Source organism: Xenorhabdus anantnagensis, from assembly GCF_028598555.1.
GTDB lineage: Bacteria > Pseudomonadota > Gammaproteobacteria > Enterobacterales > Enterobacteriaceae > Xenorhabdus > Xenorhabdus anantnagensis.
In genome coordinates, this window is the sequence record NZ_JAQRFN010000028.1 from 1 (window position 1) to 21,126 (window position 21,126).

21 protein-coding genes are annotated in these 21,126 nt (G+C 43.2%); 18 read left to right on the top strand and 3 right to left on the bottom strand.

What is annotated here, in order from left to right:
• Positions 1-268 precede the first annotated feature (268 nt).
• Positions 269-712, top strand: a complete 444-nt coding sequence (locus PSI14_RS16400; protein WP_273576907.1) for an OsmC family protein — start codon at positions 269-271, stop codon at positions 710-712.
• A gap of 56 nt (positions 713-768) precedes the next feature.
• Here the strand turns inward: PSI14_RS16400 and bioH are convergent, their stop codons facing one another.
• Positions 769-1,545 (bottom strand): pimeloyl-ACP methyl ester esterase BioH, encoded by a 777-nt coding sequence (gene bioH, locus PSI14_RS16405; protein ID WP_273576908.1) that lies wholly within the window; start codon positions 1,543-1,545, stop codon positions 769-771.
• Positions 1,546-1,583: 38 nt separating this feature from the next.
• Between bioH and gntX the strand changes: the two genes are divergently transcribed.
• From gntX to PSI14_RS16440, 7 genes are all read left to right on the top strand, one after another.
• Entirely contained in the window at positions 1,584-2,267 is a 684-nt protein-coding gene (gene gntX, locus PSI14_RS16410) for a DNA utilization protein GntX (protein WP_273576909.1), read from the top strand.
• Positions 2,268-2,326: 59 nt separating this feature from the next.
• A complete protein-coding gene (gene nfuA / locus PSI14_RS16415; RefSeq protein ID WP_273576910.1) occupies positions 2,327-2,902 on the top strand; it encodes a Fe-S biogenesis protein NfuA in 576 nt (191 codons plus the stop codon).
• Positions 2,903-3,162: 260 nt separating this feature from the next.
• Positions 3,163-3,486 (top strand): thiosulfate sulfurtransferase GlpE, encoded by a 324-nt coding sequence (gene glpE / locus PSI14_RS16420; protein WP_273576911.1) that lies wholly within the window; start codon positions 3,163-3,165, stop codon positions 3,484-3,486.
• Positions 3,487-3,562: 76 nt separating this feature from the next.
• Positions 3,563-4,408, top strand: coding sequence for a rhomboid family intramembrane serine protease GlpG (gene glpG, locus PSI14_RS16425; protein ID WP_273576912.1), 846 nt, complete (start codon positions 3,563-3,565; stop codon positions 4,406-4,408).
• Positions 4,409-4,511: 103 nt separating this feature from the next.
• Positions 4,512-5,270 (top strand): DeoR/GlpR family transcriptional regulator, encoded by a 759-nt coding sequence (locus PSI14_RS16430; protein ID WP_273554435.1) that lies wholly within the window; start codon positions 4,512-4,514, stop codon positions 5,268-5,270.
• A 275-nt stretch (positions 5,271-5,545) separates the two neighbouring features.
• Positions 5,546-7,039, top strand: a complete 1,494-nt coding sequence (gene glpD, locus PSI14_RS16435; protein ID WP_273576913.1) for a glycerol-3-phosphate dehydrogenase — start codon at positions 5,546-5,548, stop codon at positions 7,037-7,039.
• Positions 7,040-7,335: 296 nt separating this feature from the next.
• The gene (locus PSI14_RS16440; protein WP_273576914.1) at positions 7,336-7,470 is read left to right on the top strand and encodes a hypothetical protein; all 135 of its coding nucleotides are present in this window, start codon (positions 7,336-7,338) and stop codon (positions 7,468-7,470) included.
• On the opposite strand, the gene PSI14_RS16445 is transcribed toward PSI14_RS16440, so the two are convergent.
• Positions 7,467-8,390, bottom strand: coding sequence for a hypothetical protein (locus PSI14_RS16445; protein WP_273576915.1), 924 nt, complete (start codon positions 8,388-8,390; stop codon positions 7,467-7,469). The genes PSI14_RS16440 and PSI14_RS16445 overlap by 4 nt on opposite strands.
• Positions 8,391-8,960: 570 nt before the next feature.
• On the opposite strand from PSI14_RS16445, the gene yhfZ reads away from it, so the two are divergent.
• From yhfZ to PSI14_RS16485, 8 genes are all read left to right on the top strand, one after another.
• Entirely contained in the window at positions 8,961-9,869 is a 909-nt protein-coding gene (gene yhfZ, locus PSI14_RS16450; protein ID WP_273576916.1) for a GntR family transcriptional regulator YhfZ, read from the top strand.
• 54 nt (positions 9,870-9,923) lie between these two features.
• Entirely contained in the window at positions 9,924-10,286 is a 363-nt protein-coding gene (locus tag PSI14_RS16455) for a PRD domain-containing protein (RefSeq protein WP_273576918.1), read from the top strand.
• A gap of 103 nt (positions 10,287-10,389) precedes the next feature.
• Positions 10,390-11,565 carry a YhfX family PLP-dependent enzyme gene (locus tag PSI14_RS16460; protein WP_273576919.1) on the top strand — a complete coding sequence of 392 codons (1,176 nt, stop codon included), beginning with the start codon at positions 10,390-10,392 and terminating at the stop codon, positions 11,563-11,565.
• A gap of 247 nt (positions 11,566-11,812) precedes the next feature.
• Positions 11,813-12,721 (top strand): phosphotriesterase-related protein, encoded by a 909-nt coding sequence (locus tag PSI14_RS16465; protein WP_273576920.1) that lies wholly within the window; start codon positions 11,813-11,815, stop codon positions 12,719-12,721.
• Positions 12,722-12,792: 71 nt separating this feature from the next.
• Positions 12,793-13,155 (top strand): DUF2620 domain-containing protein, encoded by a 363-nt coding sequence (locus PSI14_RS16470; RefSeq protein ID WP_273576922.1) that lies wholly within the window; start codon positions 12,793-12,795, stop codon positions 13,153-13,155.
• 10 nt (positions 13,156-13,165) lie between these two features.
• On the top strand, positions 13,166-14,515 hold the full coding sequence (locus PSI14_RS16475; protein ID WP_273576924.1) for a YhfT family protein: 1,350 nt from the start codon (positions 13,166-13,168) through the stop codon (positions 14,513-14,515).
• 4 nt (positions 14,516-14,519) lie between these two features.
• Complete coding sequence (locus PSI14_RS16480; RefSeq protein WP_273576925.1) at positions 14,520-15,614, top strand: aminotransferase class V-fold PLP-dependent enzyme; 1,095 nt, start codon at positions 14,520-14,522, stop codon at positions 15,612-15,614.
• Positions 15,615-16,103: 489 nt separating this feature from the next.
• A complete protein-coding gene (locus tag PSI14_RS16485) occupies positions 16,104-17,252 on the top strand; it encodes a glycosyltransferase (RefSeq protein ID WP_273576926.1) in 1,149 nt (382 codons plus the stop codon).
• A gap of 186 nt (positions 17,253-17,438) precedes the next feature.
• Here PSI14_RS16485 and paaZ read toward each other — a convergent pair whose 3' ends face one another.
• Positions 17,439-19,511, bottom strand: a complete 2,073-nt coding sequence (gene paaZ / locus PSI14_RS16490; protein ID WP_273576927.1) for a phenylacetic acid degradation bifunctional protein PaaZ — start codon at positions 19,509-19,511, stop codon at positions 17,439-17,441.
• Between the two features lie 327 nt (positions 19,512-19,838).
• Here paaZ and paaA point away from each other — a divergent pair, with 327 nt between their 5' ends.
• Positions 19,839-20,795: a 1,2-phenylacetyl-CoA epoxidase subunit PaaA gene (gene paaA / locus PSI14_RS16495; protein WP_273576928.1), complete on the top strand. Its 957-nt coding sequence runs from the start codon at positions 19,839-19,841 to the stop codon at positions 20,793-20,795.
• 41 nt (positions 20,796-20,836) lie between these two features.
• Positions 20,837-21,124: a 1,2-phenylacetyl-CoA epoxidase subunit PaaB gene (gene paaB, locus PSI14_RS16500; protein ID WP_092519764.1), complete on the top strand. Its 288-nt coding sequence runs from the start codon at positions 20,837-20,839 to the stop codon at positions 21,122-21,124.
• Positions 21,125-21,126 lie beyond the last annotated feature (2 nt).

Genomic DNA, 21,126 nt, shown 5'->3' on the forward strand with positions numbered 1-21,126 from the left:
GCTGAATCTGATTGAAATCGTCTGGAAACAAGCCAAATACCACTGGCGACGTTTTATCACCTGGACTCAAGATACAATGGAGTATGAGCTAAATACGCTATTGGAAGGTTATGGTGATCAATTTGCAATTAATTTTTCTTGATAACTTAATTAATATTATTACTTGGGAACTAAATTTTATTAGTTTCATTAAAATTGAAAAATAAAAAACAGTTCCTTATTATCTGATTTGCATTTCTGTCATTATTAATAACCTAAGGATACCAATATGTCTAAAGAGTTATTTATTGCAACTATAGAGCCTGTAGGGCCTCTGAAAATGAAATGTTCCTCACGAAACTTTTCCTTCCATGTAGACGAACCAGAAAGCTTAGGCGGGGAAGATGAAGCAATGACTCCGGTAGAAGCATTACTTTCCGCTTTCGGCGCCTGCCAGGCTATGGTGGCGAAAGTCTTTGCCAGTGCACAGAAAATAAATCTGATTGATATCAAGATAACACTAGAAGGTGAATTAGATCTCGACAGAATCAAAGGCAAAAATAAAAACGCCAAACTGGGTTTTTCAAAAATTACCTCCAAATTTTATGTTAAAGCAGATAATACCGAACAAGAGATCCGAGATTTTATTACTTTTGTCGAAAATCATTGCCCTGTTCTCGACACTATCGTTAATACTCCAGAAATTGTGACTGAAGTTTATCCTGTCAAATAATATGGTTTATTTTATTACCCATAACTTTTCATGTTATGGGTAATTTTCAGCATAAATTACCATGCCATATCGGAAGCAAAGTTCGTTAATATTTCAACAAACTCATCAGGATGGGAAATAAAAGGGGCATGAGCCGCATTGCGCATAATAATGGAATGTGTATGTGGCAATGCACTATCAAGCAGCGAAGCAATTTTACGTGGCACCAAGCCATCAAGGTAACCATAAAGACGCAGGAAAGGTAATTGAATCCGGGACAACTCTCCCCTTAAATCATCAGTGCGCAGGATTTCCAAACCAGCATTCAATACATCAACTGTCGGCATCGGCTGGTTCAGTACTACTGATTTCAGTACACGGGCATCCTGACGTGCGCTGTCTGTTCCCAATGTCTGCAAAGCCAGAAAACGTTCGACTGTTTTCTGAAAGTCCGCACTCAATTGACGTTCAAATGCACGCAAAACCTCTGGCTTAATGCCCGGCCAGTCTCCATCAGCACTAAATTTTGGTGAGGAAGCCACAGTGACCAAACCCGCAACTTGTTTCGGATGATCTAAAGCAATCCGACTGGCCACCAATCCCCCTAAAGACCAGCCGAGCCACAAGGCATTTTCTGGCGCTTGCTGCCATACTGTATCTGCCATATCCGCCAATGACATTGCCGGATACGATTGGCTACGGCCATATCCCGGTAAATCCACTAGATGCAAACGAAAATGCGAAGCCAATCGCGTTTCCACTGAACGCCAAACCTCAGCGTTTAATCCCCATCCGTGCAGCATCACAAGATCACGCGGTGCATCTCCGATTGTCTGCCAAGACAACTGATTCATTGTTATTCTCACTTTATTTGTCACCAAGGAAGGAAACTATGCTAACAATGGTTGGATACTGTTGGCTATGCCATCAAAATTTGTATTTTGCCCATCATGGAATCTGCTGCATCTGCCATCGTTACTTAAAGCGGCAACAACATGTCTGCCCGCGCTGTGCACTGCCTTCTGAATCCAGCGATCTTCCCTGTGGGCGATGCGTGAGAAATCCCCCTCTGTGGCAACATCTGATCGCCATTACAGATTACACTCAGCCATTAAGTCAGCTTATTAAACGGTATAAGTATCACGGCACTCCGCAACTCGCGCCAGTGCTGGCACGCTTGTTCCTGCTGCATTGGTTACAAGGCTATCGAGAAGGTCGCTGGCATAAGCCGGATCGTATACTGGGTATTCCTCTGCATAGCAGGAAACGCTGGCAACGTGGGTTCGATCATATTGAACTCATTGCCCGCCCCCTCTCACGTTGGCTGCAATGCCCGTATCATCCCGGTTTTTTGCAACGTTCACGTGCTACACTCACACAGCGGGGCTTATCTGCCGCCCAAAGGAAAACCAATCTTAAGCGGGCCTTTAAATTACGGGGTGATTTTGCCGATCAACATGTCGCTATTTTCGATGATGTGATCACCACGGGCACAACGCTGCATGAAGCTTCACAGTTGTTAATTCGTGCGGGGGCTCGCTCTGTACAGGCTTGGGCAATATGCCGAACCTTGTAGTTCCTTTATAAATGGGCGTATTATAACCAACTAGAACAGTCAACTATTGAGCAAATGACATGATTAATATTACTGAAGCAGCGCAAGCGCATTTTGCCAAACTACTGGCAAATCAAGAACCGGGCACACAGATCCGCGTTTTTGTCATTAATCCAGGAACGCCGACGGCTGAATGCGGAGTTTCCTATTGCCCACCGGATGCTGTTGAAGCTACTGACACCGAATTGAAGTTCGACCAACTCTCCGCCTATGTTGATGAAATTAGTGCACCTTTCCTGGAAGAAGCCGTCATTGATTTTGTGACCGATCAACTAGGTTCTCAACTGACCCTGAAAGCCCCTAACGCCAAAATGCGTAAAGTGGCTGATGATGCTCCACTCATTGAGCGTGTTGAATATCTCCTACAATCACAGATTAATCCACAGTTGGCGGGGCATGGTGGTCGTGTCAGCCTGATGGAAATCACCGATGAAGGTTATGCCATTCTGCAATTCGGTGGTGGGTGTAACGGCTGTTCAATGGTCGATGTCACCCTGAAAGAAGGGATTGAAAAACAGTTATTACAGATGTTCCCTGAATTGAAAGGCGTGAGAGATCTGACTGAACACCAGCGCGGTGAACATTCATATTACTGATTTTTCATTCTTATTTTGATGCTTTCTTAATCATTATGTTTTTTGAAACATTATAGCTTTTTGAAACAAAATAGCTTTTTGAAACATCATGGTTTTTGAAACATTATGACTTTTTGACCATTTTTCTGTTTCTAATATTTTCTATCTGCATTTCCCGCCTTTCCAATGTAAATATTGGGAAGGCGATAAGGTCATACCAGATGACTATTAAGAAATGAATATATTGAAAATGAAAACTTTAGAAACTACGTTGAGTATTTATGGACCATTTTCAAACGATAAACCCTGAACAGGCTTACCAACACTGGCTCGATAAAACCGCAGTCTTGGTTGATATCCGCGATCCACAAAGCTTCCGTGCCGGACACGCAACAGGTGCGTTTCACCTGACAAATGAAACAATTAATAGCCTTCTACAGGAAGCAGATTTTGACCAACCGATCATGGTGATGTGCTACCACGGCCATAGCAGTCAGGGGGCAGCACAATACCTGATCAATATAGGGTTTGAGACCGTTTATAGTGTCAATGGTGGCTTTGAAGTCTGGCAAAGAGAGTATCCTCACGCTGTCCATACTCAATGAATCTTTAACGCACTAATGTCAACACGATTAATCCCTGTGCAATTAACTTCAACTTAAGGCAGAGATAAGACGAGCAATGATCCATGTAACCTCAATATCCAATCCTCGACTGGCTCAGGCCTTTATTGATTATATGGCGACGCAGGACATTCATTTGACCATGCGATCCAACAATGAGTCGTCACCCGTTGAACTCTGGTTAGAAGATGACAGCCAACTCAGCCGGGTTGAACAGGAACTTCACCTCTTTATCCGCGATCCGCTCCATGAACGCTATCAGGCTGCCAGTTGGCAAACGGGAAAACCAACCAGCTCCTTCAAGTACCACAACAACCTGAACTTGAAGACACTAAAAAGTCAGTCTGGGCCGCTGACAATTGCTATAACGATGCTCTGTATCCTTGTTTATCTTTGGATAACAATGACAAGCATTCCCGATGTCATGAACTGGCTGGCATGGCCGACTAACAGTGATCAGTATCTGGAATTATGGCGCTGGATTAGCCCTGCCTTATTGCATTTCTCTCTGACACATATCCTCTTTAATCTTGCATTATGGTGGTATTTCGGCAGTCAGGTAGAACAAAAAATTGGCAGCAGCAAACTTTTTGAAATCACAATAGTCTCAGCATTTTTCAGTGGCTGGGCGCAATCATTGTTCAGCGGAGCTAATTTTGGGGGACTGTCTGGTGGGGTTTACGCACTGATCGGATATGTCTGGCTAACAGGTGAAATGTCACCTAAACGTGGAATAAATGCTCCCGGGGGGTTAATCGCTATTTCTATCATTTGGTTATTGGTTGGCTATCTCAATCTATTTTCACTCAACATCGCCAATACCGCCCATATTTCAGGGTTAATTATCGGGTTATTGATGGGGTTATGGGATAATTTGAATTTGCGTAAACAAAAAAACCAATAAAACTCCAGAAAACACCCAATAGATTTCATGTTGCAATAACGGCTTGAAATAGAAAGGGATTATTTTGGGCAACTATAATCTATGCAAACATTAGGGGAATGTTGTGAAGCAAACTCAGCGACATGATGCAATAATCGAGTTGGTGCGTCTTCAAGGTTATGTCAGCACTGAAGAGCTGGTTGCACATTTTGATGTCAGCCCGCAAACCATCCGGCGTGATTTAAATGATCTGGCTGATAAAAATAAAATCCAGCGTCATCACGGCGGTGCCGCGCTGCCATCCAGCTCTGTCAACACAGCCTATCATGACCGCAAGATAATGTGGTCGGATGAAAAAGCTCGCATTGCGCAACACGTTGCTACCCAAATTCCAAACGGCGCAACCCTGTTCATTGATATTGGAACAACCCCAGAAGCCGTGGCGCATGCCCTGCTAAACCATCGCGATTTACGGATTGTCACCAACAACCTCAATGTCGCAACACTGTTTATGGGCAAAGAAGATTTCCGGCTAATTTTGGCTGGTGGTGAAGTACGTTCCCGTGATGGTGGCATTATTGGTGAAGCAACGCTGGATTTTATTTCCCAGTTCCGCCTTGATTTCGGTATTCTTGGGATCAGTGGTATTGATAGTGATGGCTCATTGCTGGAATTCGATTACCACGAAGTCCGTACCAAACGCGCTATTATCGAAAACTCCCGCTGTGTCATGCTGGTTGCCGACCATTCAAAATTTGGCCGCAGTGCGATGGTTAATCTCGGTAACATGAACCTGATTGATTTTTTGTTCACGGATAAAACACCTCCTCCCAACGTCCAGAAAGTCATTGAGCAATATAACGTTAAGCTGGAGCTGTGCTAATTGCTTTTTACGCAATCATCTCACCATAATATCCCCCACCTGAAATTCTGGTGGGGCTTCTTTTCAAATGAGGCTCCTTCCCATAAATATTTCCACTCAAATTTGTATCCCGCAAAATCCTTATTAATCTAATGCATATGATCAGGATTTGTTACCTGTATCACGCGAATATGTTTTTTCTGAGTTAATAGTTGGCGACTGATGAATTTTTGATTACAATCCTTGAGCGAAAACGAACATTAAAGAACTGTTTCGAACATTTCAAAGGGGATGCAATGGAAACCAAAGACTTGATTGTAATCGGCGGCGGAATTAACGGCGCTGGTATTGCGGCAGATGCTGCTGGCCGGGGACTTTCTGTCCTGCTGTTGGAAGGTCAAGACTTGGCCAGCGCAACTTCATCTGCCAGCTCCAAACTGATCCACGGTGGCTTGCGCTATCTGGAACATTATGAATTCCGTTTGGTCAGTGAAGCACTGGCTGAACGTGAAGTGCTTTTAAAACTGGCTCCCCATATTGCATTCCCGATGCGTTTTCGTCTACCACATCAACCACACCTGCGCCCGGCTTGGATGATCCGCATTGGCCTGTTCCTGTACGATAACTTAGGCAAACGTGTTAGCTTACCAGGCAGTAAAGGGTTAAAATTTGGTGCAAGCTCAGTATTGAAACCCTCTATCACTCGTGGCTTTGAATACTCCGACTGTTGGGTTGATGATGCGCGTCTGGTTGTTCTGAACGCACAGGAAATTCAAAAACGCGGCGGCGAAGTACGTACCCGTACCCAAGTGACCCGCGCATGGCGCGAGAATGGTTATTGGATGGTTGAAGCCAAAGATCTCAAAACTGGCGAAACCAACACATGGCGCGCAAAAGGTTTGGTCAACGCAACTGGCCCTTGGGTGAAAAATTTCTTCGATAACGGCCTGCAATTGAAATCGCCTTATGGCATCCGCTTGATCAAAGGCAGCCATATTGTTGTTCCTCGCGTTCACGATGAACCACAGGCTTATATTCTGCAAAATGAAGATAATCGCATCGTGTTTGTTATTCCATGGAATGACGAATTCTCGATCATTGGTACGACGGATGTTGAATACAAAGGCGATCCAAAAGAAGTCAAAATTGATGATAAAGAGATCGACTATTTGCTGAAAGTCTATAACGACCACTTCAAGAAACAACTTGTTCGCGATGATATTGTCTGGACTTACTCTGGTGTCCGCCCTTTGTGTGATGATGAATCCGATTCACCACAAGCAATTACCCGTGATTACACTCTGGATGTGCGGGATGAGCAAGGTCAGATGCCATTGCTGTCCGTATTTGGTGGCAAGCTGACAACTTATCGTAAACTGGCTGAACACGCCGTGGATAAACTGGCACAGTACTACCCCAACGCGGGTCAGGCATGGACGAAAAATGGCAAATTACCGGGTGGTGAGCTGGAAGGCTGCGATCGCGATGGTTATGCGCGTCTGCTGCGTCAGCGTCACAACTGGTTGCCGGAAGGTATGGCACGGCGCTATGCCCGTACTTACGGCAGCAACAGCCAAATCATCCTGAAAGGCGCTGAAGCACTGACTGATCTTGGCGAATTTTTCGGTCATGGTTTGTATGAAGCTGAATTGCGTTATTTAGTTGAGCACGAATGGGTAACACAGTTAGATGATGCTATCTGGCGCCGTACTAAACTGGGCATGTGGCTCAATGATGAACAAAAACAACGCATAGCTGACTGGTTGGCACAAAACGCCAAAGCTGCTTAATTGCAAGATTGATTCAGCGTAAAAATGGCGATAATTTTTATCGCCATTTTTTGTTTCGATTCATTCCTACCATAATTTATTCTTATCATATAAGTTTTTTCCCGCTCATCAACGTCTGTAAACGACCGTAAATTTTCGAAAACAATCATCCCTATTTCCTATTGAAATCTCATTAATTTTCATCTAATTCAACTGGTTGTTTAACGCACATATTTTTGTCATCGTGATAGTATGTTAGAAATCAAACTGTCATATATCTAACACAGTCATCTAACACAACAGCTTTGGAAATATCTATGTTAACGATTCGGGATACAACTATAGAAGATGCTGTGCTACTGTCCGAGTTACTTGAAACAAGTTATCGTTTTCATTTTTCTTATTTATGGCATGACCAAAACGAACTTGAAGAGTATATTGCGGGCGATTAAGGACTCCAATTATGTGGTAATTTGGGAAGTTCTATACCAATGAGTTCAGGCCCCAAATAATATTGATAATATTCTAATACCTTTTTACTGTATTTTTTCCCATATACTAAACCAGTAAAAACTTCTGCAACAAATTCATTAGAATTATTTTTCTGTATAGCATACTCACTCACCTGTTCAACAATCATTGCTGGGATGATACATTTATTTTGCTCATTTGTTCTTCTAGCAAACCAAAATTTTCCTTCTGATTCAATGCGCTGCGCATGAAGTATATGACCAATTTCATGTACAATAGAAGCAATAACCCTCGTTGAACATTCTGGATTAGATTCCAATAATTTCCTTTTTCCTGATATGGCCTCCTGATGAAGCTGATCGGAGACACCAGACACAGACACATCAAATCCAATTTGACCCGAGTGGTTTTTATTTCTAAGCCCACCGCTTCCCCCGAAAGAAGGTGGAAGAGACTTAATTTTATTCACTTGCGTAATTTGCTTATCATTTATATGAAGACATGGACTTTCAACCCATATTCCTTTCGAAATCAATTTATTATATGTATTTTCGTCTTCTATTTTCGGCCATCTAACTTCAGTTCTTCCTGTTCCCTCCGCTACATAAACATTAATGTTTTTCACCACTCCAGATAAATTTCTCACTTTTTTGTTAATCTTATTAAGAGCGTAACTAATAGAATTAATATACTTCATTTTAGTTTCATTATGGATATCCCCCTGTTTTCCAAGCAGTTTAATATGAACACCCAAAATATAACAATTGGATAAGACAAAGCTATTATCATGATAATAATCTAAAAAGTTCATTTCCTGATGCTTTATGATCTCTATTCCTTTACTTCTGAGATTACTCGTCGAGATTTCTCGACGCTTTGATTCTTTTTTCCACCTAAACAAAATGTTCTCCTATATAACACGAGAGAATTAGGATTATTAATCCTACTCCCGCCATTAAGAAAATCTAAAATAACAAAAAGTTATAATCGCCTATGAAACCAATATATTTTTATCTATTACAGGTGATTCGTATCATAAGCGCAGTTATAACTAAATGGTCACTTCTCCTAATTGATTATGACAATAGAAAAAGCTAAATTTTCATGCTGTTAAATAAGATCCACTCGGTAGGATATTTTATTGATTCATGCAAGAATAAGATGCAGAATATAAACTAATTATTCTGTCACGTGATAAATAGTGTAGCAAAAATCACCATCCATACAGAAAAATACAGTAAGCAAATATAAATAAATCCTCCATATTCCCTATATTCTCCCATGATGGCAATTTTTATATCTTCAATGAAAAATTAAAATATATATTCAAAATATTGATAATATTAGACTTTGTTATTTTTTAAATTTTCATTTTTTTTGCAATTGTGATATTAATCCCCTTTCTTTACTTCGCTTATTGCGATTTATGTTCAAATTTATGAAGATAAAAGAGAATGGATAAAAACTTGCAATGATGAGTCAAACATTCATTAAAAAAGAGGGGATTGCACAGTCATTTTTGGCTCGCTATCTCCTCTCCGAGAAATGCGGCAATCGCCTGAAAACCATAGAATTACTGTCTAAAGAATGTGGGTTGTCCGTGGGTTTGATGCAAGCAGCATTAAAATCTCTCGAGCAGGCACAAGCGGTTGGAATTAAGCGTCGTGGTCGTAATGGTAGCTTTCTTGCACAGATAAATCACAAATTGCTTCTGGAGTATGCCGATATTGGCAATGTGGTTTGTGCAATGCCGCTCCCCTATACCCGTGCTTATGAAGGGCTGGCAAGTGGTTTAAAAACATTGTGTGCAGGTGTTCCTTTTTACTTTGCACATATGCGTGGCTCGGATATCCGCATTGAGTGTTTGCTGAACGGCGTCTACGATTTAGCAGTAACGTCAAGGCTTGCTGCAGAGCAACACCCAGAAAATAAAGATCTATATATTGCGCTTTCACTAGGGACACAAAGTTATACCGACAGGCATAGGTTAATCTTTCGTCATGGCGAAATGGAATCCATTCGCCGCGTTGGATTAGATAGCACCTCAGCAGACCAAAAAATAATGACAAAGCAATACTTTGCTGGAAAAGATATTGAATTGGTCGAGGTTTCCTATCATGAATGCCTAAATCAAATCATAAAAGGCCACATTGATGCGGCCATCTGGAATGTTGGGCAAGGCCATAAATTGATAGCACAAGGCCTGATGACACAACTCCCCGACGACAGAGAATGTTTTATCAAGGCTTCTGAAGCCGTTATTCTTGCCCGCAAGGATAATATTCCCATCCAGCAACTCCTGCATACTATGGTTGACCGGGATCTATTGCTGACCCATCAACAAAATGTAGTAGCAGGTACCATCGAACCCGTTTATTGAAACTCGATCAGCCAAAATAAACTGTTTATTAACACCTACGTATATCAAAAAGCAATGATAGAACAACGGCTAACTATCCTGCTACAAGGTGGCGTTATAGATCAAGATATCTACGATAACATGCTGGAAGTTGTGCATATTCTGGAAGATATCTGGCTCATCCCTATCCGCCATCCACAAGGTGAAATGGTACTTACCCATATGGCAAGTGCTTTCATGCGCTCACGCCGGGGCGAAAGAGTTTCCCCGCTGGATAAAGAAATATTGATAAAACTCGAGCAATCTGAAAATTACAATCAATTACTTACAGTTCATCGCTCGCTAATCAGAAAATTTACAGTGGCATTACACCCCAATGAAGAAGGCTACCTGTTAGCAAATTTATATGGTTTAATGCTTCCACTCGAAAGAGATTAGCTTTTGATTCCTATATAAATATTCAAAAAAATGAAGATTTATCTGTGCAAAAATTTTCGATTTTCACACAGCTTTGCTGCTTTGCAGACATAAAGAGAACCCTATGTTTATTGAGGCATTAACAAAACAGAACTCCAAATTGATTGAAGTTGCAAAAAATCTTTGGCATCAAGGTGCAATCTTGCCAGATACTTACGTCATTGATATCGATCAGGTTTTAGACAATGGCCGTCGCTTGTTGCAAGTTGCAGAGCAATACGACATTGAACTCTATTTGATGACCAAACAAATTGGGCGTAATCCATGGCTGACCAAGAAATTGGTTGAACTCGGTTATCGCGGCGTTGTGGCTGTTGATTTTAGGGAAGCCTATAGCCTGAGCCAGCATGATATTCCGCTGTGCCATATAGGTCATTTGGTGCAGACACCAACCCATTTAATAGAAACTATGCTCAAGCGTAATCCGAATATCATTACCGTATTCTCCCTTGAAAAAGCTCAAGCCATTTCGGATATGGCGGAGAAATTGGGACGAATTCAGCCTATCATGCTGAAAGTATATGATAAACGAGATATTACCTTTCCCGGCCAAGAAGCAGGAATCACTTTTAGTGAACTCGATGCTGTCGTGGATGCTTTAAAACTCATGCCTGGTATCAAATTGAGCGGGCTGACTCATTTTCCCTGCCTATCATGGGATTCTCGGTATCAGACAACCTTACCCACGACCAATTTACTGACTCTCATTCGGGCGCGGAACCGGCTTGAACAACTCGGAATTAAACTTTCACAAATCAATGCTCCGGCAGCCTCAAGCTGTAGCACCATACCATTACTGGCCAAATACGGTGCCACCCACTTAGAACCAGGTCATGCCTTGACCGGAACCATCCCCGCCAATGTCAGTGGCCGGGAGCCGGAACGTATTGCGATGGTCTATCTCACCGAAGTTTCTCATCACCATGATGGCAATAGTTACTGCTATGGTGGCGGCTCCTATAAACGCGGACATATGAAACATGCGTTGGTTTTTCCTGAACGAGCCATCTCACCTAAAAAAGTGCGCATACTGCGTTTGGGTGAACCCTGTATTGACTACCACCTTCCGCTGTCAGGCACTCATCCTATTGGTAGCCCAGTGCTTATGTGTTTCCGCCCCCAAATTTTCATAACACGTAGTGATGTTGCCCTCGTTTCGGGTATTCAGTCTGGTTCGCCAAAACTTGAAGGTATTTATGACAGTCAAGGAAACTGGAAAAATAATAGCTATCATAAATAATCCCTCAGTATAGGTATTACAGATAATATTATTCTGTCATTAAATAATGTTATTTTCGCTATAGTGGATTTACCGCATGATTCTGCGCACCTGATGTTTATTTATCATCATGTTATTTATAAAATTCCTCACCCAGCATTGATGCAATTGAAGGCACGCTCGAGCTGCGGGATATCAGAGATATCAAGTTGAACATCGGGGGGATACACTGCAATCTTCATCAAAAAATCAAGCCGTTAATCACCATTTGTCAACAAAGACAAATAACTTCATTGATGTTACAGGCTACACCTATGTGCATGAACATTTGCACATTGATCTCTCTGATGTGAAAGGAAGCCTCGATTGCCGATTGGATCAATACGATCTGATCGTAGATGAACTTCGTCACCTCTACACTCTTGGGGTAAGAAACATCGTAGAGATGACCAATCGTTATATGGGACGCAATGCGGCTTTTCTGCTGGATCTGATGCGCGATACCCACATCAATATCATTGCCTCGACCGGCTACTATAAACAACCTTTCTTCCCTGCCCATTTCAGTGAGTTGAGTGTACAAGCCATCGCCGACGACATGATCGCTGAAATTGAAACTGGCATTGATGGCACTAAATTAAAAGCGGGAGTGATTGCAGAGATCGGCTCCAGCCTCAATCAAATCACAGAAGATGAGCAAAAGGTGTTTGCCGCTGCGGCACTGGCACACCAGACAACAGGATGTCCGATTTCCACACACACCACATTAAGCACAATGGGACGTGAACAATTGGCCCTGCTAAAGAGATTTGGCGTTTCTCCCGAACATGTCGCCATCGGCCATTGTGATCTGAGAGATAATCTGGACACCATCATTCCGCTGCTGGAAGCCGGGGCATGGGTACAATTCGATACGATCGGCAAGAATAATTACTATCCCGACAATCGGCGCATTACTATGTTGCAAGAGGTTACCAGACGCGGGCTGCTTGATCGGGTGATGCTTTCCCAAGATATCACGCGTCGATCTCATTTGAAAAAAAATGGGGGAAATGGCTTCGATTACCTGCTAACTGTATTCGTTCCCATGTTGTTCGAAGCTGGCTTTTCCCAAAAACAGATAGATCAAATGCTGCGCGATAATCCTGCGCGATTTTTCCACGGCATAATTGAATAAAAAATAAACTTATAAAACATAACTTTTTCAAAAAGCAATCCGATAGAAGATAAAAAGGGAGGGATAACAGCATGAGATTTGTCGTTGGTGGACAAATAGAGAAAGAGGCAATAGCCGAAGGCATTCGTCAATTGGCGGGAGATAAAGCCACTTCCATTACCATAATGAATGACATTGAAGCGGCAATGGCAATAAAAAATGGTGAAGCAGATTACTATCTTGGCGCATGCAATACCGGTGGAGGAGGTGCTTTAGCAATCGCAATTGCCCTTATCGGATTAGATCAATGTGCCACTATCGGCATGCCGGGCAAAATCCTGTCTGATGAAGAGATCATTGCCCATGTGAAAGCAGGCAAGAAGGCATTTGGTTTTACTGGTCAGGATATTGATATCATCCTGCCGGTGATCATCGGCACCATCATCTCACTGTAAGGAAGCTATCATGCAACATTTCCATGAGTTCCTGATGAGATTGATGGAAGTAGATCCTTTAAAAGCAGGGTTATTGGCAACGATTGGAGCCATTGCCGCCATGATGGCAAACCGTGGTATCGCCGTTTTCCATGATGGCCTGCGCCCACTTTTGCCGGAATACCTTGAAGGTCGAATGAGCCGCAAAGCGCTTGCCGCAACCAGCTTCGCCCTGAGTATAGGTTTAGTTGTCGGCTTCGGTATTCCCTTCTCACTCACCGCCCCAATTGTGTTGGTTCACAGTCTGTTACTTGGTACAGACATGATCGGAATTTGGTGCGCCAATAGCCGAAGAGGTTTTATCGCCTCTGGCATCATCGGTGCCCTGTATGCCATCGCCTTGCTGGCTGGCCTGCGTTCAGTGGTAGAACTGTTTGCCATGCTGCCAGTCAATTTCACCGATGACCTCAAGAAAGTGGGCGATCCGATTGTGGCCTGTTTTGCCCTGTTTCCTGCCATGGTCGTCGGCTACCAATATGGCTATCGCAAAGGGCTTTTGGTCATGCTCACCGCACTGGTTGGATATCTGGCAACCAAGGCAATTGGCCCACTGAGCTTTGGAGGCATGATCGAAAAACCCGTCAGCCTTGACCCTAACGGTGCCGCACTATTGCTGTCGATGATTGCCATGTTCTACTTTGCAATGCGTGAACGTCCAACACAGTCCGCAGAACAAAAAGGGGCCAATGAAGTCTTGGTCGGCCTGTTCTCAACCCGCATAGAACGCATCCAGAAAAACAAATGGCTGTTGATCCTGTGTGGTGGCCTGACTGCCAGTGCTGCCACCATGTCCTTCAGCTTGCTGGCGGAAGGCCCTGTTTCCCTTCAATTAATGGCACAAGGAGAGCAGACCAATGCATTATTGGTCGCACTGGCACGTGCCATCAGTTTTATCCCATTAGTGGGCACAACGGCCATAGCCACGGGCGTTTACAGTCCTAATGGCATGAAATTTGTGTTTGTGGCGGGGCTGGCAACCAACAACCCGTGGATAGCCTTTATCGCAGGTGGTATCACCATGTTCGTTGAAATCCAGCTACTGGCAAAAATCGCTATCTGGTTGGATAAATACCCTGGTGTGAAAGCATGTAGCGGACATATTCGTACCGCGATCACCAAAATGCTCGAAGTTGCCTTGCTGGTTGGTGCTATGATTGCCTCCAACGCCATTCTGCCGGGCATGGGCTTTATGATCGTGGCGGGTATCTACCTGCTCAACCGAACTTCCAAGCGTCCTTTAGTAGAAATGGCTATCGGCCCAATCGCAACAATCGCCGTGGGCATTCTTGCCAACTTGCTCTTTCTGCTGGGAATAAAATAAGAAAATGAAAACCTATCCATTGCAAAGTATGACGATGGCACAAGCACAGCAACAACAGTTCAAGCTGGTGGATATTATCTGTCGTCACTTTCCTGGTGCTGATTTTCTTTCCCAAGGCGATCTGGGCTTAGTCCCAGATCTCCATCAACCACGGATGACCCGACGCATTGAAGCGGTGATTGCGGAGTTTTTTAGTGCTGAAAGCGCTGCCTTTGTCAATGGAGCGGGAACAGGTGCATTGCGCGCGGGGCTGGCTGCCTTGGTCAGTCCCAATTCAACGTTACTTGTGCATAACGCACCAATTTACCCCACGACCAAAGCATCAATTGAACAAATGGGGCTTCGTGTCGTTCAGGCGGATTTCAACCACACAGAACAAATCGTGGCTGCTATCCAGCAAAACCAGCCAACTGCCAGCCTTGTCCAGCATTCGCGCCAGAAGATATCTGACCGTTATTCCTTGCAAGAAGTTATCGATACACTAAATCAACACGACATCCCTTCGTTGGTAGATGACAACTACGCCACCATGAAAGTGGCACAAATTGGTTGTCAGTACGGTGCAACACTGTCCACATTCTCTTGCTTCAAATTATTGGGTCCACAAGGCGTTGGGATAATAGTCGGAAAACAGGCAACCATTGATAACCTGCGCCACAGCATGTATTCCGGCGGCTGCCAGATACAAGGTTATCAGGCCATGGAAGCCTTGCGTGGTATGGTATTCTCACCCGTCATGCACGCAGTACAAGCAGAAGTGAATGATGAACTGGTCACGCGTTTGAACCAAGGAGAGGTGCCACAGGTAAAACACGCTTTTATCGCCAATGCCCAATCAAAAGTATTATTAGTAGAATTTCACGATCCCATCGCAGAAAGCATACTCGCCGCAGCCCATAAATTCGGCGCACTACCTTATCCGGTAGGTGCAGAGTCAAAGTTTGAAATCCCGCCATTGTTTTACCGAATTTCCGGTACATTCCGTCAAACAGATCCCACACTGGAACAACGTATGATCCGCATTAATCCCAATCGCAGCGGAGCAGACACCGTGATGCGCATTTTACGAGAAAGTTGTCAGTTGAAAAATGAGAAGTGAGAAGTGAGAAGTGAAAGAATTGAAAGAATTGAAAGAATTGATAGCAATTTCCTTGATATTAAAAAAATATAACGCCTGATTATCATTTCAAAATCAAACTACAATCTTCTTGTTACGAACTACATTACATAAGGTATTTCACTTGTTTTTATTATCTACCCAGAGATTTAAATTAATGATAACAAAACAAAATCAGGCGTTAATAAACTTTATTTAGTTTACATTAAGTATTAGCACCCAACCCTCATTAGGTCAATTTATTTTATATATATAAATGTATTTCGTTTCTTACTTATAAGAACAAATACTTTATTATCAATAAATAATACAGCAACCATCAATAAGTTAATCATGTAAATAGTAAGAATAAATTAATAGGACATGATGAATGATTTCTATTGTGACATATATCACAAAAATATAATAATATTAGGTTAGTATTCAGTCTTGGAAATGTTTTATCAGTTTATTTTAAGAGGAAGGTAACTTATGCGCATCCCTAAAAAAATCCATTACTTCTGGGCTGGCAGTAATATATCAGAAAAAGACTTGAGAAACATTATTGAAATTAAAAGTAAAAACCCAGGATTTGAAGTCAATATTTGGGGAGGGAATGATAGTAAGGCATTAATTATAAATACATTAAGAAAAATAAAATTTAAATATCAAGGAAACGAACTTGACATTGGTGAAATCCCTGTCAATTTCAATTATAAGAATGTTGAATCTGCCTTCAGATTCTTGTCTCAACAAGCTAATCGTCTTGAACATTCCATATTGAATTGCATAAGCCACTTAAAAGAAAGAAAAAATACCAGTCGATACGGGAGTTATGTTGATTTAATGAATTATTTACATCATATATACCGCTTGAATATCAAAGGAATTAATTATCATAATTATGCATGCTCCAGTGATATTGCGCGCTTAGTTATTTTATATATGGAAGGAGGAATATATCTGGATGTTGATGTCGAATTGAATGATATAGATATAAAAAATACACATAAAGGAAAAATTTCTCCACTTGACAATTTGCGCCTTCAGTCTGATATCGGTATAGGTGATTGTTCTGGATCAGGTTGGAATTCTGATACTTCATATAATGAAATTGGAAATGCTATTATTGCTTCCATACCACAATCAAAAAGCATTTTCAAAATGCTATTAGATATGGCTACTATGATGAAAATACATCACCTCGGTATCCAAATGTATCAATCGCCTAAATGTGATGAATTTCACGAAATAAAAAGATCCTCTAAAAAACACAATAAACATTATGAATTTGATAAAAGAGTCGATTTAGCACGAAAACTTAAAGACACTAATCAAATCAATATGGATATGAAATGTAGCATACAAGATCCTATATGGAGAACAAGCTTTAGCCCTTATAACGATAATGATAAAATTTCTCGTGAGAATAGACGAATACTTTACACGACAAAATTAACTGGGCCTGATTTTATTGATAATTGTCTTAATCCTAAACAAAAAATAGATTTTCCCAATAAGTATAAACTTATGTCTAAAAATAAAAATGATAGCGTTTTTAAAAATGTCGATGATGTGGGAGATTGGTCTGTTGTTAAAACTAAAAAGAACACATATTCAGATGAAGATCCATTCACCTAAAGCCTAATGAGATATTCCAAAAGTTACAACTCACCTATGCGGCCGATAACATTCAGCCTGAATTTGAACTTTAGTAAACCGCCTGAGGATCTCCATTTCTACGGACGAAGCCCCTCAGGCTCTTCCATTCCCTTGGTTTAACAAATCAGATTAAATGATTTCCTGCGTTCTTATCTTCAAGTCTTCCTACACAGATGCCAAAAAATCCCCCAACTGCCGCTCAACCAGTGTCAGAATGCCATAAAGCGCCACAGGCTGTTGCTCCTGATTCAATACCTGCACATCCCACATCACGACACCATGTGGCTTATCTTCTGGGGTTTTCTGGACTTTCTTGATCTTCTTCTTGCAGGTCAAACGAACCTGAATGGTATCGCCGATTTTGACTGGCTCAATGAAACGCAGATTTTCCATACCATAGTTGGCAAGCACGGGTCCCACCGCACCATCAACGAACAAGCCCGCAGCAGCCGATACGACAAAATAACCGTGTGCCACACGCTCACCAAACAAAGACTCAGCCGCACCAATTTTATCCATGTGGGCATAAAAGTGATCGCCACTCAGGCAAGCGAAATTCACGATATCCGCTTCCGTCACTGTCCGGCGAGCGGTTAGTAAACTTTCACCAATTTCAAGCTGTTCAAAATACTTGCGGAATGGATGTATCGGCTCTTCCTTCACTTTCGCACCACGAACCCACTCACGACCAATCGCTGCCAGCATACTTGGGCTGCCTTGAATCGCTGTGCGCTGCATATAATGTTTCACGGCACGTAAACCGCCCAACTCTTCTCCACCACCAGCACGCCCCGGTCCACCATGTACCAGCATGGGCAACGGAGAACCGTGTCCCGTGGATTCCGCAGAAGCCACTTCATCCAACACCAACATACGCCCATGTGCACACGCTGTCGCACGGATCACCTGTACAGCAATTTGCTCATCTGCCGTCACCAATGAACCCACCAAACTACCTTGCCCCATCAGCGCCAATGCTATCGCCTGCTCGGTATCCTGATACGCCATTAACGTAGAAACCGGCCCAAAAGCCTCCGTGCTGTGCGCTACCTGATTTGTCATTGGATCAGCACAATAGAGCAACGTCGGTGGGTAGAATGCCCCATTACTGTTGCTATTACCTGTCAGCACTAATTTATCCAATGAACCGCCACACAAAACCTCGCAACCGCTATTGCGCAATTCGTTGACTCTCGCCTGCACTTCATCCCGCTGCTCCAGATTAATTAACGCTCCCATACGCACTTCCGGCAACATGGGATCACCAACTGTCACACCAGACAGCCGTTTGAGCAGTGCTTGTTTGACTGTTTCCATCTGACTGGCAGGCACAATAACGCGTCGGATAGCCGTACATTTCTGACCAGCCTTTACCGTCATTTCGCGGACAACTTCCTTGATGAATACCCCAAATTCCGGCATATCAGGCGTAACATCCTCACCTAAAATACAGCAGTTAAGGGAATCGGCTTCCATCGTAAAGGGAATGGATTTTTCTATCAGTCGGGGATGAGCACGCAATTTCTGCCCCGTTTGTGCCGAGCCGGTGAAAGTCACGGCATCCTGATAATCGAGATGATCAAACAGATCACCAACGCCACCGCAAATCAATTGCAATGCTCCTTCCGGCACCAAACCGCTGTCGATGATCATTTTCACCATCGCCTGTGTCAATTGGGCGGATGCCGTAGCAGGTTTGATAATCGCCGGCATACCTGCCATCCACGTTGGAGCCAATTTTTCCAGCATTCCCCAACAAGGAAAGTTAAACGCATTGATATGCAGAGCAACACCGGGACGGGAAGTCAGTACATGACGAGCCACAAACTGAGACTGTTTAGACAACGGGATCATCTCATCTTCCGGCCACAGGATATCATCCGGCAATTCACGCCCGGCCAATCCGGCATAAGAGAAAAGTGTCGCCACTCCTCCCTCAATATCCACCCAACCATCTGCACGGGTTGCACCTGTTTCGGTGGAAATGGCATACAGTGCTTCTTTGTTGGCAAGCAGGTGTTTTGCAACCGCTTTCATCATCTGCGCACGTTGCTGGAACGTCATCGCAGCCAAGGCCTTTCCCCCTTTTTCACGGGCATACTCTAAACTTTCTGTTAACGGCAAACCTTCCGAAGACACCTGATACAAAGCTTCACCGCTTACTGCATGATGGATGGTTCTGGTGTTGCCTTGCCCATAAACCCAAGCACCACAAATGTAACTCATTAAATGTTGCATTTTTTTCTCCACCGATTTAATTAATGAAACAATCATTAAGTAACAGAATGCTATTTATGTATCACATACATGATTGATAAAACCACTCATGAAATTAACAAAATAAAAACATTTGCACTGAATCACTTGTTAATATTCTTGCCGCTACCCAATAAAAATAATTAATCTTTTGTTTTATAAGAAATAAAAATCAATATTGTGATGCGGACAACAAATACACAAATTTTATGTTTGATATTTTTGTTACTGGTTTGTAGATTTGTAGTTACAAAAGTGATTCGCTTTTATGTTTCATATCAAAAAATAAGAATCATAACGGAGTCGCATATGACAACTGATCCACTTCAGGCGAGCTTTGAGGCAAAAAGCTTTGAGGCAAAAATAGCAGCAGACCTTTCGATTGAGGCCAAAGACTGGATGCCTGAAGCCTATCGCCAAAATCTGATACGCCAGATCGGTCAACACGCACATTCAGAAGTCGTCGGCATGTTACCGGAAGCCAATTGGATCACCCGCGCCCCGACACTGCGTCGCAAGGCCGTATTGCTGGCGAAAGTCCAAGATGAGGCAGGGCACGGACTGTATCTCTATAGCGCCGCCGAAACACTGGGCTGTTCCCGTCAGGACATCTACCAAAAGCTGTTGGATGGCAAGATGAAATATTCTTCGATATTTAACTATCCCACCCTCAGTTGGGCAGATGTTGGTGTGATTGGCTGGCTGGTGGATGGCGCGGCAATTGTCAATCAGGTGGCCTTGTGTCGCGCTTCTTATGGCCCTTACGCCCGCGCGATGGTGAAAATCTGCAAGGAAGAAAGTTTCCACCAGCGACAAGGTTATGAGTCGGTCATGGCACTGGCGAAAGGCAGCGAAGATCAACGCGCCATGTTACAAGATGCCATTAATCGTTTTTGGTGGCCGACATTGATGATGTTTGGCCCCAATGACAGTGATTCCCCCAACAGCGCCCAGAGCATGGCATGGAAAATCAAGCGATTCAGCAATGATGAACTACGGCAGAAATTCATCGACAACACTGTGCCCCAGTTGGAAGCCCTGGGCATGACAGCGCCCGATCCTGATCTGGCTTGGGATGAAGCAACAGGGCATTACCACTTTGGTGAAATCAACTGGGACGAATTCTATCAAGTGCTGAAAGGACAGGGGATCTGCAATCACGAACGTCTGGAAGCCAAACGCCGGGCTTGGGAAAACGGGAGTTGGGTACGTGAAGCAGCTTCTGTTCACGCCAAGAAAATAGCCGCTAAAAATCGTGCCGCTTAATTGCTCACTTTATCTGAACAGTATCAAAGGGAGTGAATCTAATGAACGATACCGATTGGCCACTGTATGAAGTCTTCGTCCGCAGTAAACAGGGATTAGCGCACCGCCATGTTGGCAGCCTCCACGCGGCAGATGATCAAATGGCACTGGAGAACGCTCGCGATGCCTACACCCGGCGCAATGAAGGCTGCTCCATCTGGGTCGTGCAATCCATCCATCTGGTGGCTTCACAACCGGAAGAACGCGGTGCTTTTTTCGAACCTTCAGAGGACAAAATTTACCGCCATCCGACTTTCTACGCCATTCCTGATGGCATCAAAAATATGTAGGA

What these genes read in the sequence shown, in the direction of transcription:
- PSI14_RS16485 (WP_273576926.1), top strand. Translation starts at nt 16,104, where the DNA reads ATGCGCATCCCTAAAAAAATCCATTACTTCTGGGCTGGCAGTAATATA.
- paaB (WP_092519764.1), top strand. Translation starts at nt 20,837, where the DNA reads ATGAACGATACCGATTGGCCACTGTATGAAGTCTTCGTCCGCAGTAAA.
- bioH (WP_273576908.1), bottom strand. Translation starts at nt 1,545, where the DNA reads ATGAATCAGTTGTCTTGGCAGACAATCGGAGATGCACCGCGTGATCTT.
- yhfZ (WP_273576916.1), top strand. Translation starts at nt 8,961, where the DNA reads ATGATGAGTCAAACATTCATTAAAAAAGAGGGGATTGCACAGTCATTT.
- glpG (WP_273576912.1), top strand. Translation starts at nt 3,563, where the DNA reads ATGATCCATGTAACCTCAATATCCAATCCTCGACTGGCTCAGGCCTTT.
- PSI14_RS16470 (WP_273576922.1), top strand. Translation starts at nt 12,793, where the DNA reads ATGAGATTTGTCGTTGGTGGACAAATAGAGAAAGAGGCAATAGCCGAA.
- PSI14_RS16455 (WP_273576918.1), top strand. Translation starts at nt 9,924, where the DNA reads ATGATAGAACAACGGCTAACTATCCTGCTACAAGGTGGCGTTATAGAT.
- PSI14_RS16480 (WP_273576925.1), top strand. Translation starts at nt 14,520, where the DNA reads ATGAAAACCTATCCATTGCAAAGTATGACGATGGCACAAGCACAGCAA.
- glpD (WP_273576913.1), top strand. Translation starts at nt 5,546, where the DNA reads ATGGAAACCAAAGACTTGATTGTAATCGGCGGCGGAATTAACGGCGCT.
- gntX (WP_273576909.1), top strand. Translation starts at nt 1,584, where the DNA reads ATGCTAACAATGGTTGGATACTGTTGGCTATGCCATCAAAATTTGTAT.
- glpE (WP_273576911.1), top strand. Translation starts at nt 3,163, where the DNA reads ATGGACCATTTTCAAACGATAAACCCTGAACAGGCTTACCAACACTGG.
- PSI14_RS16400 (WP_273576907.1), top strand. Translation starts at nt 269, where the DNA reads ATGTCTAAAGAGTTATTTATTGCAACTATAGAGCCTGTAGGGCCTCTG.
- paaA (WP_273576928.1), top strand. Translation starts at nt 19,839, where the DNA reads ATGACAACTGATCCACTTCAGGCGAGCTTTGAGGCAAAAAGCTTTGAG.
- PSI14_RS16440 (WP_273576914.1), top strand. Translation starts at nt 7,336, where the DNA reads ATGTTAACGATTCGGGATACAACTATAGAAGATGCTGTGCTACTGTCC.
- PSI14_RS16460 (WP_273576919.1), top strand. Translation starts at nt 10,390, where the DNA reads ATGTTTATTGAGGCATTAACAAAACAGAACTCCAAATTGATTGAAGTT.
- paaZ (WP_273576927.1), bottom strand. Translation starts at nt 19,511, where the DNA reads ATGCAACATTTAATGAGTTACATTTGTGGTGCTTGGGTTTATGGGCAA.
- nfuA (WP_273576910.1), top strand. Translation starts at nt 2,327, where the DNA reads ATGATTAATATTACTGAAGCAGCGCAAGCGCATTTTGCCAAACTACTG.
- PSI14_RS16475 (WP_273576924.1), top strand. Translation starts at nt 13,166, where the DNA reads ATGCAACATTTCCATGAGTTCCTGATGAGATTGATGGAAGTAGATCCT.